This window comes from Sorangiineae bacterium MSr12523, from assembly GCA_037157775.1.
GTDB classification, from domain to species: Bacteria; Myxococcota_A; Polyangia; order Polyangiales; family Polyangiaceae; genus Pendulispora; species Pendulispora brunnea.
Genome location: CP089982.1, coordinates 5,839,515 through 5,856,061, shown reverse-complemented (window position 1 = coordinate 5,856,061; position 16,547 = coordinate 5,839,515). Strand labels below are relative to the sequence as shown.

Below are 16,547 nucleotides of genomic sequence, written 5' to 3'. Positions count from 1 at the left end.
CTTGATTCGCAGCGGTGCAACCTTCCGCTCCGCCACGCCGTCCGATCTGGACCGCATTGTGGAACTCCTTACGGCCGACCCGGCCTGCACGGTCACCAAAGACAGCTATCGAGCCAACCTCGAAACAGGTGAGTACCGTCTCGAATGGACGTGGCTTGCCGAGTCGGCCGAGGGTGACCTTCTCGCCGTCGCCATCTGGTGGGGCCCGCGGAGCGAATCCAAGGCTCCCAGCGCCCTCGATGGCTTCTACGCCATCCCGTCATTCACGAGAGAATCGCGAATCGAACTTTCCGCCGCGCTCCTTGCTGCGGCCCATGAGGCCTTCGGCGAAGCCCCCGAGTACCACGTCTTTGTCCCCGCCAACTGGCGCGACGCCCCGGCCGTCGTCGAATCGCTCGCCTGGCGTCAGGAGGCGGCCCGCCGCGCGGGGCTCACCCATGTGATCGAGCGCCTCCGCTACGAGTGGACCTCCGAAAGCCCCTTGCCACCTCGAGATGGGCGGCTCATCTTCCGCCCCGAACCTGACGACGAGGTCTTCGTCGACCTTTTCATCAGGACCCTCGAGGGCACGCTCGACGCTGCGTCCGCTGCCAACAAAGTCATCCTGGGCGCCGAGGCGCAGGCTCGAGGCGACATCCACTTTCTGAAAGAGCAAATGCTCGGACAACGCGACTGGTGGCGCGTCGCCACGGACGAGAACGGCGCCGTCGTCGGCTTTGGCATTCCCTCCCGCAACTCCGACTTCCACGTCGTGGGCTACCTCGGCGTCCTTCCCGAATATCGTGGTCGTGGCCACGCCGACCGCATCCTCGCCGAGATCACTCGGTTGCTGGTCGAGCAAGTGGGCGCCGCCGTCATCCGTGCCGACACGGATCTAGGCAACCGCCCGATGGCCAAAGCTTTCGCGCGTCTCGGTTACCACAATTTCGCATGCCGTCTCGTGCACTCGGCGGCACATACCGTATGAACCGCCACCGAAGCGCGCCGCGTTGAATCTGGCGGCGGCCCATCATGTCAGAGCGCGGCAAAGGTCATGAGCAAACCATCGTGAAAGCGTATGGCCCCGCCAGGGCGATACGTGCCACGCCGCATTTTGGAAGCGTCGTACTTCGGTCCGGTGACGGCACGTGCAGCCCCGGCGTCCGGCAGCTCGGTGACGACGGGCCCCAGAATCGCGGACGCAATCTCGGTACGTACAACGATGGTGCGCGTTCCCTGAGCAGGGCCAATGCTCTGCTCGAGCTCCGTCCAGCCCGCGGCGTCCAGCTCGAGGTACACGTACAACCCGAGATCGGTCGGGCCGGGCAATAAGGAGCTTTCGTCCGCCTGGCCGAGCGGCATTTCCACCCAGCGGCCGTTTCGAATCGGAATACTCGGAACGTTGATGATCTCTCGGAGCTTCTCGATATCCGTGCTGACGAGCACGGGCGCCGGCTTGCGGCTGGGGGGCTTGTCTCGGGAACAGCCGGTGGAAAGGATGGTTAGGGCCGCCAGAAGACTCTGGACGACCAGTGTCCATCGACGCTGCACCGTCACGCTCGCCCTCCGGGCTTTTTGACGTTCTGGTCACCCGGCTTGGCACGAGGGTCCGCGTTGTGACGCAAAGCCACCGTGAAGGAGATCGTCCTCTTCAACGTGCCATATTGCATGAACTCATGTCCGAGGCCACTCACCTCGAAGCGACCATTCACGGCGTCCGGCGTGCCGCTACCCATGTCTTTCTTCCTTGGGTCGAAGTTGTAACGGTCAGCGCCGTGCACGGTCAGGTCGACGGTGAAATGCCGAGTGCCTGCGGCCGGATCCATCTGCACGGTCACAGTCGCTTCCATCCAAATCGTGAATCCACCGACGGACTTCTGCCAGTTCTCGGTCGCCGGATATGGATAGCGCGCGGAATCACCGCACGTCACACCGTCGGTCTGCATGACGAATGTCGGCCTAGAAAGCCGGTCGTGAATCTCGATAGCACCGGCGCGTGCGTCTTCGATGATCGACTCGAGTGTCGTTACTCCCGACCCATCGACGGCCACATCGGGAACCGCTTTATTTCGCGTAGAGCTGACGTATCGCTCGAAGTCGAACTTCCAGTCCTCGCCGTTTCCGTGGATGAAGTGATCGTACGCGAAGCTTCCGTCGTAGAGGTCGGGGCGCAGAAGGATCGCGCCCGCCAAGATGAATTCCCACTTCCGTTTCGCCAGCTTGTCCTCTGCGGTAGCGGCTCGACGCTTGGCGGGGTCGATATTGCCATTTCCGTCGTCCAAGAATCCATGATCGAAGGCGATGTCGGGCGCAGATGGCGAATCGACTTGGCGGAACGACGCGTACACGTCCGGTGGTTCGTTTGCTGGACTCGTGTCCTTTCCGCGTTTCTCGTGTTGGGCTCGGACTCCACCGCCGGGTATGAAGTTTGGGTCGTTCGATGCAAGGAGGATTGGCTCATCACTGCCCACGACGGATTCCTTCTGCTCGGGGATCTCCATTCGCGGCGGCTCGAGGAGCAGGGTATGTTGGACGGCGTCCCTGACCGTGAACGGAGGAACATCGTCCTCGAGTTCGCAAATGGTCACCTCGGGACCTTCGGGGGTCTTCCGTTTGCGTGCGGCGGTCCATCGATCGATCAGCTTCTGGCGAACCGATTCGACGTTCGCGATCCGCACCGTGGCCTCCGATGCAGTAACCGTCCAACGCGCGACGCCCGAGGCGTCCGTCGGCACCTTCTTCTGTTGACCCTGTGCTTCGAAGAGTAGCTCGATGCCATCGACAGCATCGCCGACGGGGTCGACGACACGTGCGGTGAAGGTACCCGGCCGCTCTTGCACCTCGGATTGCGGTTTGCGCTCCGCCGGCTTCTCGTCGTTCTCCGGAAATGGCCACGATACTTCATGCCGCTCGAAGCGGAGGATGCCCGCCTCCAAGGCACCGTAGAGGACCCGGCTGAGTTCCGCTTGGAAGCCATGCAAGCGGCGTCGCCGGTCCACAGTGGGCTGGGGGAGCACCTCGTACAGGCGGGAGCCGGTGAGGGCGTCGTAGATGGATAAAAGATCGCGCGCGGTTTCATCGTCCCGCGCACCCCAGTCGGAGAAAGCTTGCGGAATGAGGTGAAACAAGGGTTCCCCGGGTAAGTCCCAGCGCGAGACGCGCGCGGTCGTACGGCGATCGTCGGGTGGGACGATCCAGAATCTCCATTCCCTACGGAACGTGTCGACGATTCGCCATTGGTCCAGTCCCGACCGCACGCGCGCGACGGTACCGTTTTCTCTGAACGACGAGCAAGATGTCGCGGGCCTTTTTTCCGACGTGGTGGAAGGTGTGCGGTGCCGCCGCAACGTCTTCTCGCTCGAAGACGAGGGCGCAGAATCGCGTTTTCGCGCGGCGAGGGGACTGCGCTCGTCGCTATTTCGCGTCGCCGAGATCGCCTCAGTTGAAACGTTTTGTTCCGAGGCAGGCGTGGCTCGGGACATAGCGCGACGGCCTGGCTGGGCTTGAAACGCATCTCATGCCACCATTGGCCTTTCGGGGGAGAGATGGTCGAAGGATTCACGATCGAGGCGACGATTTCCGAGAGCGCCCGCTCCGTCGTTTGGCGCGCGCGCCGAGTGGCGACGGGCAACTCGGAGTCGGGAACGGTCGTCCTGAAGGTGCTGCAAGGAACGAGTGCGCGCCGCGAAGACCGTGCGCGATATCGCCACGAATTCGAAACCGTTCAGCGTGTTCGATCCTCTCGGGTCATACGTGCCCACGAGCTCCGCACGGACGAAGGAACGACATTTCTCGTGCTGGAAGATTTTGGCGCCACGTCCCTCGACAAGCTTGCAGCCGAGCGGGCGTTCTCCGTCGAGCAGACGATTCGAATCATCGTCCAAATCTGCTCGGCGCTCGATGCGATCCATGGCGCCCAAATCGTTCACAACGACGTCAAGCCCGCCAACATCGTATTTTGCCCCCAGTCCGGCGAGGCCAAACTCATCGACTTCGGAGCCAGCACGACGCTGACCACACCTGTCTCCAGCGACGCAAGCCAGCAGGTCCCTTTGGAGCGTGAGTTCACGCTCGCCTACATTTCACCCGAGCAGACGGGCCGCATGAATCGAGCCATCGATCATCGGACCGATTTGTATTCACTGGGGGTGACGCTCTACGAACTGTTGACCCACCGCGTGCCGTTCCTCGGTAGCGATGCACTCGAATGGGTGCATGCGCACCTGGCGCGACGCCCCAAGCCTCCGGCCGACGTCGACCCAACCATTCCGCGGTCCGTCTCCGACATCGTCCTGAAGTTGCTCGAGAAGAATCCCGAGGATCGATACCAGAGCGCCATGGGCGTCAAGGCGGACCTCGAGCGCTGCATCGCCATCGGACTCACGAACCGCGAGGAGAGTTTTCCGTTGGGCGAAGACGATATTCTCAACGCCTTCTCCATCCCGCAAAAGCTGTATGGGCGCGAATGGGAGATTGCGCGGCTGGTGGCCGCGTTCGAGCGCACGGTGGATGGGCCATGTGAGTTGGTCCTCGTTTCAGGGTACTCCGGAATCGGAAAAACCTCGCTCATCCGGGAGCTTCACGTTCCGGTCGGCCGCCGCCGCGGTTATTTCATTTCGGGGAAATTCGATCAGCTGCGCCGCAGTGTTCCGTATGCGGCCATCACCGAGGCGTTCCACGAGCTGGTCCAGCAGCTCCTGTGCGAACCGCAACAGAGTCTCACGGCGTGGCGAAGCGAGATCGTCGGGGCCCTTGGCAACAAAGCGCGCGCGCTTTTCGACGTCATTCCCGATCTCGAACGGCTGCTGGGGCCGCAGCCCGAGGTGCCAAAGCTCGGCACCATCGAGACGCAGAATCGATTCAATCTCGTTTTTGGCAAGTTTCTCGATGTGCTCTGCCAACCCGAGCACCCGCTCGTGCTCTTCATCGACGACCTCCAGTGGATCGACTCCGCGTCGCTCCGCCTTCTCGAAGTGTTCGTGCCTGCCGACGGGCGGCGCAATCTCTTGGTCATCGGGGCCTACCGCAACAACGAGGTGGGGCCGGCCCATCCGCTCAAGGGGTTCATCGACGACAGAAGGGCCGAGCAATTCGTCTTGGAGGACATCGCACTTGGCCCCCTCGAGCCGGCCGACATGGCCGAGCTCTGCTCCGACGTCCTCCATCGGAGCAAGGACGATGTCGAGCCCCTGGTCGAGTTGCTGCGGCAGAAAACCGATGGCAATCCCTTTTTCGTCAATCAGTTCCTTCGCGCTCTCCACGCCGACGGCGTGCTGACCTTCGATTCCGCCGCACGTTATTTCACGTGGACACCCGGGGCCATTCTCGCGCGCAACGTCACCGAGAACGTCGCCGATTTGCTGGCACGGCGCCTCTGCTCCCTTTCGGCCGAGTGCCTTCGTACCGTGCACCTCGCCGCTTGCATCGGCAATCAATTCGACATCAAGACCTTGGCCTGGATCTGCGATGCATCCGAGGAGGCAGCTTACGCCAAGCTTTTGCCTGCGCTCCACGCTGGTTTCGTTCTTCCGACCTCCGGTCTCGAAACCACCACGGGCGATGCCACCCCCGCACTCGTCCATCGCCAATTCCGCTTCTTGCACGACCGCGTCCAGCAGGCCGCCTACGACTCGGAGGACGTCGAAGCGCGGAAGCAATCGCATTTGCGCATCGGTCGCCGTTTGCTCGAGCGCGCCGGGGCCGACGAGGAGCACATTTTCGCCATCGCCGACCATCTGAACGCGGCCCGGGAGCTCGTCACCCCCGTCGAGCGACGCACGCTCGCGCACCTCAATTTGTTGGCCGGGCAGCACGCCAAGCGCGCCAATGCCTATGCTGCCGCGAGTGCGTATTACCAAGCGGGCCTCGCGTGCGTGGGCCCTTGGGAACAAGAACACGAAACCAACATGGGCATGCGCCTCGAGCTGGCCGAAATCGAATATTTGCTCGGCCACTTCGAGCTCGCGGAGAAGGTCAGCCTCGAGCTCATGGATCGTGCGCGCACACCAATCGAACGCGCCGAAGTTTGCAAATTGCTTTTGTGGCTCTACACGCTCGAAACGAAGCATCGAGACGTCCTCCGGTGGGGCTGTACCGGATTGCGCGCCCTGGGGATCGATATCGACGAAAACGGGGATCTGGACGCGGCGCTCGACATCGAACTGAAGGGAATCGAACGGGGCAGGGCCGGGCGCCCCATCGCTTCTCTCATCGATCTGCCGGAAATGACCGCCCCCGCGATTCTCGTCGCGATGCGCTTGCTCGTCGGCATGCTCCCGAGTTCGTACATGACGAACCAAGAGCTCGACGGAGTTCTGGCCGCCAAACTTGCCAATCTATCGATTACGCATGGAAACTGCCCGGAGTCGTCGACGGCATATGCCATGTTCGGTATTTTCCTGAGTTCCCGATGCGATGCGTACCGCGACGGCTACGAGTATGGCATGCTCGGCTGGCGGCTCAGCGAAAAGCACGACGAACGCTCGCACACGTGCAAAGACGGCACGCACATGGGGGCGTTCCTCTCGCCGTGGATGGAGCACCTTCAAGCGAGTTTGCCTTTCTTCGACGAAGGCTATCGCTGTGGGCTCGATGCCGGCGAATTGCAATGGGCTGGATACAATTTGATGTTCCGGGCCATCAATCTTCTTCATCTCGGTGAACCGCTTGCGGAGGTGAATCGAGAGATTGGCGAGGCTTTGCGCTTTGCGAGCCAAACACGCAACGATGTGGCGCGCAGCTTTCTCGAAGCCATTCAGTTTCGGGTTCTCAATCTGCTCGGGAAGACCTCGGGCGAGTGCGTCTTTTCGCTCGGCGACGTCGACGTCACTTCGTGGTTGAAGAAGAACGAAGGGCAGGGGACGCAAGTCACGATCCTTTACATCGAAATGGCGCAGGCGCTGTACCTTCATGGTGAGGTTCCGCGCGCCCTCGAGTGGTGCCAAAAGGCCGAGAAAAATCTGGCCTACATGCGGGGCCTCATTCAAAATGCCCCGCACGCCCTCTTCTATGCGCTCGCATGGCTCGATATCGGAGATGCCGGCGAAGGTGCGGAGGCGATCGAGGCGTGCCGGCAAAGGCTTTCGCGGTGGGCCGAGACATGCCCGGCCAACTTTCGGCACATGCATTGGATCCTCGAGGCTGCCGTGGCGCGTGCGGGCGGCGATTCCTGGCGCGCGCTCACCCTGCTCGATGATGCGAGCCGCGCAGCGAGCCGGCAAGGTTTTCGGCAGTATGCCGCGCTTGCATCCGAACTCGCGGGCAAGCTGCTGATCGAATCCGGCCGGCGCGAGATGGGCCTCCCTTACATCGCCGAGGCGCGCGAGGCCTACCACGCGTGGGGCGCCGCACGCAAAGTGGCACAACTCGATCGTATGTATGCGCAAGCATCGTCGATACCTCGGCCGAAAGACAGCCGTCCCTCCGTACCGTCAGCGGAGTGGAGCAGCTCCGGAAACCTTTCCGAGTCGATCGATCTCGCGGCGATTTTCAAGGCATCCCAGGCGATTTCCAGCGAAATGGAGCTCGATCGTGTGTTCGGCGTGCTCCTCGAAATGTGCCTCGCGGCGGCCGGCGCCGAAGCGGCCGTTTTGATGCTCGCCGAGGAACGGGGCAGCCTTCCTTCTGGAGACGTGGAGCTTCGGGTGGTCGCCCGCGCGCGCGCGTTCGAGCAAGCCGAGATTCGTTCCGTCCCGCTCGAGGCGTGTCCCGATCTCGTGCCCGCCGTCGTCCATTTCGTCGCGAGAACGGGCGAGCCTCGCGTGCTCCACGACGCGATCTCCGATCCCATGTTCGGACGCGACGAGGTGGTCCAGCGGCGCGTCCCCAAGTCCGTTCTATGCGTACCCATCATGCGCGGCGGAGGTCTCATCGGCGTCCTGTACTTGGAGAACAACCAGACCACCGACGCCTTCACCGTGGCCCGAGTCCGCGTGCTCACCGTTCTGGCTTCCCAGGCCGCCATTTCGCTCGACAATGCCCGCTTGTATTCTGCACTGAAAGACAACAACGAGAAGCTCACCGTCGCACTCGACGCGGCGCGCGAGAGCGCTCGCCTCAAAACCGAATTTCTCGCCAACACGTCTCATGAGCTCCGAACGCCGCTCAATGCCATCGTGAACATCCCCAACGGCCTCGCGGCCCGCCTTTCCGAACGGGGCGCGTGGACCTGCTCCTCGTGCCAGCAGCTCATCATCGCACGGGCTCTTCCCAATGGTGAGGCATCGCCGGGCTCGGGCGACGAGAGTTGGTCACCGGAGCGTTGCCCCCGGTGCGGTGCCGTCGAACCTTTTTCCAAGCAGAAGGTGTGCCTTTATCGCGGACAATGGACGGATGCCATCGGTTATCTCCGCGTCGTCCGTACCAATGGCGAGCAACTCATTGGCCTCGTGGAAGATCTCCTGGATATGAGCCGACTCGACGCCGCGCGCATGCGCATCGAGCCGACGGAGCTCGACGCGCAAGAAGCCGTACGACAGGTCGTGGACAAGATGCGCGGCCTTGGCGAAGAACGGCACATTGGCATCCGACTTTGCTCCAATGGCATTGCGTCCAAGCTCCATGCGGATCCTGGGCGGCTGCAGCAAGTGCTCATCAATCTCGTCGACAATGCCATCAAGTTCTCCAACGACGGCGGCACCGTGGATGTCGCCGTTTCCAACGACCATGGTTTCGTGGTCTTCACCGTTCGCGATGAGGGGATTGGTATTCCGTTGCACGAGCACGAAAAGATCTTCCAGAGCTTTTACCAAGTCGATGGAACCAACACGCGTCACGCCGGCGGGGCAGGGCTCGGGTTGGCCATCTCGCGCGAAATCGTGCACCTGCACCGTGGCAAGATTTGGGTCGAGAGCTCACCCGGACACGGTTCGACATTCTACGTCCAACTTCCTTGCATCGAGGAGGCCCAGCGTGCCCAATCCAGGTGAAGGGGCGCCTGAAAGCGTGCCCGCGACGCGACCACTCGTGCTCTATGTGGACGATGACGCGGGCAACCTCGCGGCGGCTCGACTGCTTCTGGAGGATCGCTACGAACTGCTCGAAGCGGAGAACGACGAGGAGGCCTGCACCTGCCTGAAACGCGAAGGCCAGCGCATCGACATGATCCTCATGGATATCCAGTTGAAACGCTCGCATCTCGATGGCGTCGGGCTGGTGAAATTGATACGCGGCACCCTCGATCGCGCGGGCCTCCCTGGGTACACGCTCGACGTACCGGTCCTTGCTACACCGGTCATCTTTCTCACGGCCTACGGTCGTCTCTATCCGTCCGACGAATTGTTCCGCGCCGGAGGGGCGGACGTCGTCGTCAAGCCGGTCGACTTCATCAAACTTTCCAACGCCATGGCCCGGTACTTGACGCAAAAGGCGCTGTCCCGTCTCGGTTAGTGCACCACGCGCAAAAACGATGGGCTCCCTCGAAGTTGCCTTGCACCGAGGAGGCGCAGCGTGCCCAATGTACTTGAAATCGTGCCTCGCCGCGCGGGTCTACTCGGTCAGCCCGACGCGGCGCCCGAGATCCGACGTGAATACGCCGTTCGGATCGTATTTGGCTTTCAGCTCGAGCCAGCGATCCAAGTTTGGATACATGGCGCGGAACGTGGGGGCATCGAGGAACGAGTCCTTGCCGAGGTACACGCGGCCTCCGGCATCGAGCACCATGGCATCGAGTCGCTTCAATAAGGCCGCGGTGTTTCTCCGAATCGGAAAATCGATGGCGAAGGTATAGCCTTCTTGCGGAAACGAGAGCAGGCCACCGCTCTCTTTTCCGAGGCGCTTGAGAACGTTGAGAAAAGGTAGCTCGCCCGAGGAGAGAATGGTCGTCAGAATATCCCGCATACGCTGCAGGCCATTGGCGAATGGGATGACGAATTGGTACTGCGCAAAACCATTGGGCCCATACCCGCGGTTCCAATGGGCCAACTTGTCGAGCGGATAGACGAATGCCTCGTAGTGGGAAATCGACGAGGCGTGCGCTTGAATTTGCTGTACCACCGCATTGACGAATCGAATGCTGACGCGATTGAGCGTGAACGCCGGCAATTCGAAGGGGACGGTCAGCTTCGGCGGGCCTGACACGCGAAGTGGATCCGAGGCGAGGCGCGCTGGCAGATCGTCTCGGCTCGCGTGGTCTCCGACGACGAGGACTCCGCGGCCCAGTCGGGCACCCGTGGCAAAGACGTCGAGCGTCGCGACGGAATATGGAAAGACGTGATCGTATTCATCGAGCGCGGCCAACATGGCCTCGAGGTCGTTGACGCGAATGGCCTTCTGGCGGAAGTACGTCGTTTCGACCTTCCTCAGGCGAAGGCTCACGGTAAGAATGATGCCGAGCAAGCCCATGCCGCCGAAGGTGGCCCAGAAGAGATCCGGATTCTCGGTGCGGCTGGCTGCGACGATTTCGCCGCTTGCGAGCAAAATCGTGAGCCGGTCGACGCAGCTGCTGAAGCAGCCTTGCGCGTGGTGGGCTTTCCCGTGCACGTCGTTCGCAATGCAGCCGCCCACCGTGACGAACTTGGTCCCGGGGGTGATCATGGGAAACCAGCCCCGCGGGGCGAAGTGCCGTAGGATGTCCTCCAAGCTCACGCCGGCCTCGCAGACCAACGTGCCCGTGGCCTCGTCGAATGCGATGTAGCGATTGAACCTGGTCATTCCGATGACGTGCTTGCCATCGTTCAGGGCGGCATCGCCATAGCTGCGGCCGAGGCCGCGCGCGATCGTCCCCGCGGGGTCGAGCCACGCCGCGACCTGCGCTTCGGTTTCGGGCTCGCGGACCACGCAATCCACGCGGACATTCGCGCCCCACCCGGACAAGCGGGTCATCCATGGCTTCGCCGGAGTCGATTTTTCCTGCGCTACAAGGCTTACGTTCCTATCCATCCCGAGTCCGCAGCCTAGCAGCCGGCACCTCCGACAGCGAGCGGGGGTCTTGGAGGGGACTCAGCCATTGAATGGGTGTGCTCGCGAATGGGCGATAATCGACTATTCGCGTGCTTGTTTCTCGTCGTCCTGCAGGCCTTTCTTGAAATTTCGAATGCCCTCCCCGAGGCCCTTGCCGAGCGCCGAGACCCGCGAGCCGCCGAAAAGCAGGAGCGCGACGAACAGGACCAAAAGAAGATGCGTCGGTTGGAATTCGCCCATGCCGCTCGAGACATTTCGTCGGGCCACATTCTTCCGCGAAGGCGAGAAATGACAGGGAGTTAACCTGAGTCGCGCACGTAGAACGTTCCCATGCAGGGAGCCTCCGTCGGGATCGGGCTGTTCGTTCTCGTGTCGTGCGTGTTGTTCAACACAGTGGCGTTCGTGGTGCTCCGCTATGCCATGGGCCTTGCCGTAGGGGTGAAAGGGCTGCAGGTGGCGTGCGGCGTGGAGCAACGGCCCTGGGCCGGCGTGGGACTCGGGCGAAAGCTCCTCTTCGTGCTGGCGGGGCCGCTTGGCTGTTACCTCTGCGCTACGATTCTGCTGATCGCCGGATCCCTTCTCGGCGGCAAAGAGACCATCGACGACACGAGCATGCGCGTCGTCGTCGTGCCCGGCGGTCCGGCATCGGACGCTGGGCTTCGCGATGGCGACCGAATCATCACGGTAGCGGGCGAGCCGGTCGCCGATTGGGACGCTCTGCGCGCGAAGGTGGCACGGCATGCAGGGGTAGCCGTTCGCCTCGAGGTCGAACGCCAGGGCCAGCGGCTCGTGCTGTCGCCGACGCCGGACGCCAATGGCAAGATCAGCGTCGGCACACCGGTTGAACATCGGAGCATGGGGCTCGGTGAGGCCATCGGTGCAGCCATCGCCGAGCCGCCGGCGATCTGGGCGAATACTCTGCGTGGCATGGTGCGAATCCTCGTCGGCTCGGCACCCTCCGCCGTCTCGGGTCCCATCGCCATCGCGCAGGCGGCGGGGCGTGCGACCCTCGCCGGCAACACGCTCAGGTTCATCGGCGCGCTCAATGTCTACTATTTGTGGATTCCAATCCTGGTGGCGCTCGTCCTATTCCCCGGCATCGGCGTCCGACGCACGCGGCCCGCGCCTTGATGTCGACCGCGCGGATGGCCTTGCGCCACTCGATATAGAAATTTCAAGTTGCACGCGAGGCGAAGACCATCGCGCCACGCACCGTTGCATCGAGAGGCGCAGCTCGCGGAATTCCCAGAGAACTGCAGATTCACAGTCCAATATTCTGTGTCTCTGAAGCCATATCCCAGATTGACGCTTGCGAAACATGCGCTAAACGCTCGCGATCGTTCCAACTCCAAGGAGTGCGTCTCTTGTCGACCCTCAAGAAGTGTTTCACGCTCGGCCTTGCCGGGCTCTTATCGGCATGGGCCGTGGGCTGCAGCAAGCATGGATCCGACGTCAAGTTGGTGAAGGCGGGCACGCTCACGACGTGCACGAACCTTCCCCACGCGCCGTTCGAGTTCGAACGCGATCGGACGATCGTGGGGTTCGATGTCGACCTGGTCGACTTGATGGCAAAGAAGCTCGGCGTCAAAAGGACGTTCGTCGACACCTCGTTCGAGAACCTGAAGACGGGCGCGCTCCTCGAATCCGGGCAGTGCGATCTGGTGGCGGGCAGTCTGACCATCACCGAGGAGCGCCGCAAGAACGTGGACTTTTCCGAGCCCTACTTCGAGGCTCACCAGGTGCTCGTCGTCAAACGCGGCTCCGGCATTACGGATCTCGCGAGCCTCAAAGCATCGGGCAAACCGATAGGGGCACAAGCAAACACGATTGGCGAGGACTTCATCAAGGGCAAAGGGTTTCAGCCCATCTCGTTCGAGAGTACGGAGGCGGTGCTCCTCGCGCTTCGTAGCGGCCGGGTGGATGCCATCATCGAAGACCAGCCGGCGATCCAGAATTGGATGAAGGAATCGGCACACTCGAATTTTCAAATTGCGGCGCAATTGGAATCCGGTGAGAAAATTGGATTCGCCGTCAAGAAAGGGAACGGCAAGCTGCTGGCCGTGATCAACGACGTCGTCGCGCAGGCTCGCGCCGACGGCACGTACGAGCAACTGCGCGGGAAATGGTTTGGCCAGTCGCTGGGCGCCGTGCCTGCGCCGGCCAATCCGCAGTAGCTGGCTCAAAAGTGAATGCCCACTCCGGCGGTGGCCGACCAGGCCGCGCCCACGCTCGACCCGCTGGCCTCGAGCACGCGGGCCTTCGCTTGGTTCAACGTATTGACGTCCTTGGGGGTCGCCAAATCGCGCGCGGAGACGCCGTGTCGCGTGATGAACAATAGGTCGCCTCCCAGCGTTGCACCGAGCGACACGTTCTTGGTCGCATAATAATCCAGGCCAAACGCCAGGCGTGTATTGATGCCGTTGACGTCGAGCCCTCGCTCGAGGCCCGAAACGGCCGTCGACAGCCCGCCGAACGTGGCATATCCGCCGGCCATGGTGACGTAGGGCTCGAATCGCCCCAGCGGTGCGCGGAATCCCAACTCCGCATCGAGCGTCCAGAGTTGGAAGCCACCGCTGCGGTCCGGCGCATCGGCGTAGAAGTTACTGAACCGGCCGCGCACCCCGAGCGTCGCGAAAACGATGCGCACGCCGGCGCCGAGCCCGATGGTCGGTCCCGCCGCGGAGCCGGGAAGGACGCCCCAGGTGACCGTGTCGGGGTTTGCCTCGAAGGTCCGCAGGTGGAGGCTCTGGACTCCCACGTCCGTGTTGGCCCACACGACCTCGCGTTTCGGCTGCGGTTCGTCTGGTTCGGTCCGATCACCGGGTGGCTCGCTCGCGTGAACGCTCGTCGGTAGGAGATGCGCGGTGACCATCGCAACGGTCACCGCGCACGCCCTGAGCATCGCGTTCGCCCTTATTTCGCGTGCGTGCTGCACGACTCCGTCACCTCCGCGCCGGCATTGGCGGCCACTTGCAGCGTCCCTGCGGAGTGCTCTGCCGCTTGGGCCGCAGCCGTCGCGCATGCAAGCGATTTCACGTCGAGGTCGCCCGATGCACGCAGCACCGCAGAGCCGCTCGCGACCAGATCCTTACCAATTTGGACGACGCTTTCCCCGTGCTCTTCGGCCGTCGCGAAGAGGGGAGGCAAGTTCGCATTGATCGTCGCGACGAGCTTTTGCACGTCGGACGACGTTTGCGTGTCGCACGCGAGCTTGACCTGCGGCGGATCGCACTTGGCCTTGGCCGCCGTGCTCGTTCGACAGCTCGCGAAGCAGGCCTGGTCGATCTCGCACTTGGGTGGAGTGAACGTCGTCTCACAGACCGGCTCCGTGAACGTGGACGTGCACGAGCCTTTGCACTTGACGCTTGCGCCACAGGCGATGCCTGCGGAGGCCTCCACCTGACAGCGCCCGGTGCATTTGCCCGTACACCTTCCGCTGCACTTGCCATTGCAATTGGCGTCGTTTTCGCTGATTTTGCCATTCGCGTCGATGCATGTCCCCTGGCAGCTGCCGCGGCACTCGGCTTCGCATTTGCCCTCGCAATTGGCCTCGACGTCGACGCGGCCTTCGCAATACGATTGCGCGGTGCACTTGTCTTGGCACTGCACGCTCAGCTGTCCGGGTTGACAGCGCTCCTCGATCTTCCCCGAATCGCATTTCGTTTGCGCACTGCACTTGGCCTCGCAATCGACTTGCGCCTGAAAATCCGCTTGGCATTTGCCGCGTGAGACCACCAGGGCGAAGTTCGCGCGCTTTCCGGCGTCACTCTCCATGATTGCGACGATCCGCGCACGTGCGGCGTCGCAGGCTCCCGTCCGATTCGTATTCGCAATGCCGTCGTCTTTGTCACCGATGGCCGACCAGGTATCCTCGGCGCCGAGTTCCGTCGCGATCTTGACGCACGCATTCTTGACGTCGACCTTCACTTTCTCGGTCATGCTGCGCAGGTTCGCCGACGCCTGCATGAACGCTTGCACTTTCGCATCGACTTTGATGTTCGCGTCGACGGTCGCGCCGCTCGTTTGAAATTCGGGGCATCCCTGAGGGTCGCCGACGGAATCGGTGTCCGACGTGGTCGTCATACAGCTGGTGAGCGCGAGCCCTCCGGCCAGGAACGCGGTCGAGACCGCGAACGGCCGCAGGCCGAGCCTCGTTTGCACAAGATTCATATTCGTCCTCCTCGGTAAGGAATCGAACGGAGCCGACCGCAAGCGGGTCGAATCTGTTGCTCCCGCCGAAGTCGCATAGGACATGCCACCACGCAAAATATGCAGGCAGTGGGTGCTTTATCGCATTAGGGCGCTCCTGCGAGAGTGCTACGGCGGGGCATCAGCGCACGCGCAATGCCTGGAAATCAGGCCTTCGTAACGCTGATGGTCAATATGGTAAGTGCGTGCTTACGAATGAATTTTCTCACGAGTGCACGATGCCGAAGTCATGCACAATCGGATATCCGTATCCGCATTCTGCTTCGATTTCGAAGTATGCGAGTGTGCATCGATATCGATGCCCATGGGCGCGCTGCGTCCGTATCGACCTTCCGGTACCTCGCCGCCCGGCTTAGCCCCAGGCGGCGCTTGGGACGGCCCTATGGGTTCGCTCAGGGCAATCTGGAGAGGAGTACCGCGAACTCCTCCCGTTGCGAGCACATCCAGCCGCGCCGTCGACGCCGTGGCGCGCGATGCCACAACGGCATCACGACCGCAGGTCATCGGGTGTTTCGAGTCGCCGTGGCGTGCGACCTGCATCGTCGATGCATCGCCATGAGCGCTACGCGCGATACAACGCCAGAATTGCGGGCCGTGTCCTCCGATGGGATGGACGCACGCATTTGGACGTCACACGGCTAGCCGCCTAAATGGGATTCGCGCGAGTGGCGCGAGGGCCGGGCGGGCGCTCGGTCGCGATAAATGCACAACCGCCGATCCGGACGAGATCGTCCCCGTGCGCGGTCGGTATCGTCCGTCCACCATCTTCGTACGAGTCGCGTTGCGAGATGGCGTGATCGTTACGCGAGCATCGCGTGTGACGATGAAACGAAAAAACATCGCATCGAGCGGCATCCCGGTCCGGTGATAGCTCGACACGCGCATAGCGTCAAAACTGGCACCGAACTTGGATAGGCCAGGGATGCACCCTCGGAGGGAACGAGAAGCATCCGCGACAGGCTCGATTCGAGCGCATACAAGCATATCGCGCCTCGGCGATATCGACACGATGAGTGGACGAAGTTCCCCCCACTGCACCACGCGGCGTCCACTGCTCCCCTAGACCAGAGACGGTGATGCAAATCATCGATGACATTGGTGACGTTTATTTTAATCAATTAAACGTGATTTGTTGTGTCGCGACAGATTTCGAACTGCGCGGCGACGACCATTGTCGAGATTCGCGGGTAACCGCGTCGCGTTCGGCGAAATCCAACATAGCGGCGCGAAAATCGGTTTCTTGGCACGCTTGTCCGCTATTTGGATGACTTGTCGCGACGCGATGAACGTGGTTTGCGTGCATTGTCCCACATAGAGATGGCGCTATCGAAACATCCGGGAGTCGACTTCGTATTTGGGTTTCGAGCGCCCTGTGTTCTGGGATGTGAAATGAGCATCGTCTGATTTCAAATCGGCTATTGTCAAAATGTTAATAGCAAATCGACGATGCGGTAATCGAT

The 16,547-nt window shown here is 62.0% G+C and carries 11 protein-coding genes; 5 read left to right on the top strand and 6 right to left on the bottom strand.

Going from position 1 to position 16,547, the window contains the following annotated elements; all coding sequences use genetic code 11:
- Position 1 precedes the first annotated feature (1 nt).
- Positions 2 to 967 carry a GNAT family N-acetyltransferase gene (locus tag LZC95_22405; protein WXA99557.1) on the top strand — a complete coding sequence of 322 codons (966 nt, stop codon included), beginning with the start codon at positions 2 to 4 and terminating at the stop codon, positions 965 to 967.
- A 47-nt stretch (positions 968 to 1,014) separates the two neighbouring features.
- Here LZC95_22405 and LZC95_22400 read toward each other — a convergent pair whose 3' ends face one another.
- Together LZC95_22400 and LZC95_22395 are read right to left on the bottom strand one after the other, a co-directional pair.
- Positions 1,015 to 1,536, bottom strand: coding sequence for a hypothetical protein (locus LZC95_22400; GenBank protein WXA99556.1), 522 nt, complete (start codon positions 1,534 to 1,536; stop codon positions 1,015 to 1,017).
- Entirely contained in the window at positions 1,533 to 3,107 is a 1,575-nt protein-coding gene (locus LZC95_22395) for an Ig-like domain-containing protein (protein ID WXA99555.1), read from the bottom strand. Before LZC95_22395 ends, LZC95_22400 begins: the two co-directional genes overlap by 4 nt.
- Before the next feature lie 417 nt (positions 3,108 to 3,524).
- Here LZC95_22395 and LZC95_22390 point away from each other — a divergent pair, with 417 nt between their 5' ends.
- The gene (locus tag LZC95_22390) at positions 3,525 to 8,906 is read left to right on the top strand and encodes an AAA family ATPase (protein ID WXA99554.1); all 5,382 of its coding nucleotides are present in this window, start codon (positions 3,525 to 3,527) and stop codon (positions 8,904 to 8,906) included.
- Positions 8,890 to 9,366, top strand: a complete 477-nt coding sequence (locus LZC95_22385) for a response regulator (GenBank protein ID WXA99553.1) — start codon at positions 8,890 to 8,892, stop codon at positions 9,364 to 9,366. Before LZC95_22390 ends, LZC95_22385 begins: the two co-directional genes overlap by 17 nt.
- Positions 9,367 to 9,465: 99 nt before the next feature.
- Here LZC95_22385 and LZC95_22380 read toward each other — a convergent pair whose 3' ends face one another.
- Entirely contained in the window at positions 9,466 to 10,800 is a 1,335-nt protein-coding gene (locus LZC95_22380; GenBank protein WXA99552.1) for an FAD-binding oxidoreductase, read from the bottom strand.
- A gap of 159 nt (positions 10,801 to 10,959) precedes the next feature.
- Complete coding sequence (gene tatA, locus LZC95_22375) at positions 10,960 to 11,118, bottom strand: twin-arginine translocase TatA/TatE family subunit (GenBank protein ID WXA99551.1); 159 nt, start codon at positions 11,116 to 11,118, stop codon at positions 10,960 to 10,962.
- Between the two features lie 90 nt (positions 11,119 to 11,208).
- Between tatA and LZC95_22370 the strand changes: the two genes are divergently transcribed.
- Together LZC95_22370 and LZC95_22365 are read left to right on the top strand one after the other, a co-directional pair.
- On the top strand, positions 11,209 to 12,009 hold the full coding sequence (locus LZC95_22370) for a PDZ domain-containing protein (GenBank protein ID WXA99550.1): 801 nt from the start codon (positions 11,209 to 11,211) through the stop codon (positions 12,007 to 12,009).
- Between the two features lie 233 nt (positions 12,010 to 12,242).
- The gene (locus LZC95_22365; protein ID WXA99549.1) at positions 12,243 to 13,052 is read left to right on the top strand and encodes an ABC transporter substrate-binding protein; all 810 of its coding nucleotides are present in this window, start codon (positions 12,243 to 12,245) and stop codon (positions 13,050 to 13,052) included.
- A gap of 5 nt (positions 13,053 to 13,057) precedes the next feature.
- Here LZC95_22365 and LZC95_22360 read toward each other — a convergent pair whose 3' ends face one another.
- Positions 13,058 to 13,780 (bottom strand): hypothetical protein, encoded by a 723-nt coding sequence (locus LZC95_22360; GenBank protein ID WXA99548.1) that lies wholly within the window; start codon positions 13,778 to 13,780, stop codon positions 13,058 to 13,060.
- 11 nt (positions 13,781 to 13,791) lie between these two features.
- Complete coding sequence (locus LZC95_22355; protein WXA99547.1) at positions 13,792 to 15,048, bottom strand: hypothetical protein; 1,257 nt, start codon at positions 15,046 to 15,048, stop codon at positions 13,792 to 13,794.
- Positions 15,049 to 16,547 lie beyond the last annotated feature (1,499 nt).

Coding starts and splice junctions, on each gene's coding strand:
- LZC95_22390 (WXA99554.1), top strand. CDS start 3,525: ATGGTCGAAGGATTCACGATCGAGGCGACGATTTCCGAGAGCGCCCGC.
- LZC95_22380 (WXA99552.1), bottom strand. CDS start 10,800: ATGACCCGCTTGTCCGGGTGGGGCGCGAATGTCCGCGTGGATTGCGTG.
- tatA (WXA99551.1), bottom strand. CDS start 11,118: ATGGGCGAATTCCAACCGACGCATCTTCTTTTGGTCCTGTTCGTCGCG.
- LZC95_22370 (WXA99550.1), top strand. CDS start 11,209: ATGCAGGGAGCCTCCGTCGGGATCGGGCTGTTCGTTCTCGTGTCGTGC.
- LZC95_22360 (WXA99548.1), bottom strand. CDS start 13,780: ATGCTCAGGGCGTGCGCGGTGACCGTTGCGATGGTCACCGCGCATCTC.
- LZC95_22355 (WXA99547.1), bottom strand. CDS start 15,048: ATGAATCTTGTGCAAACGAGGCTCGGCCTGCGGCCGTTCGCGGTCTCG.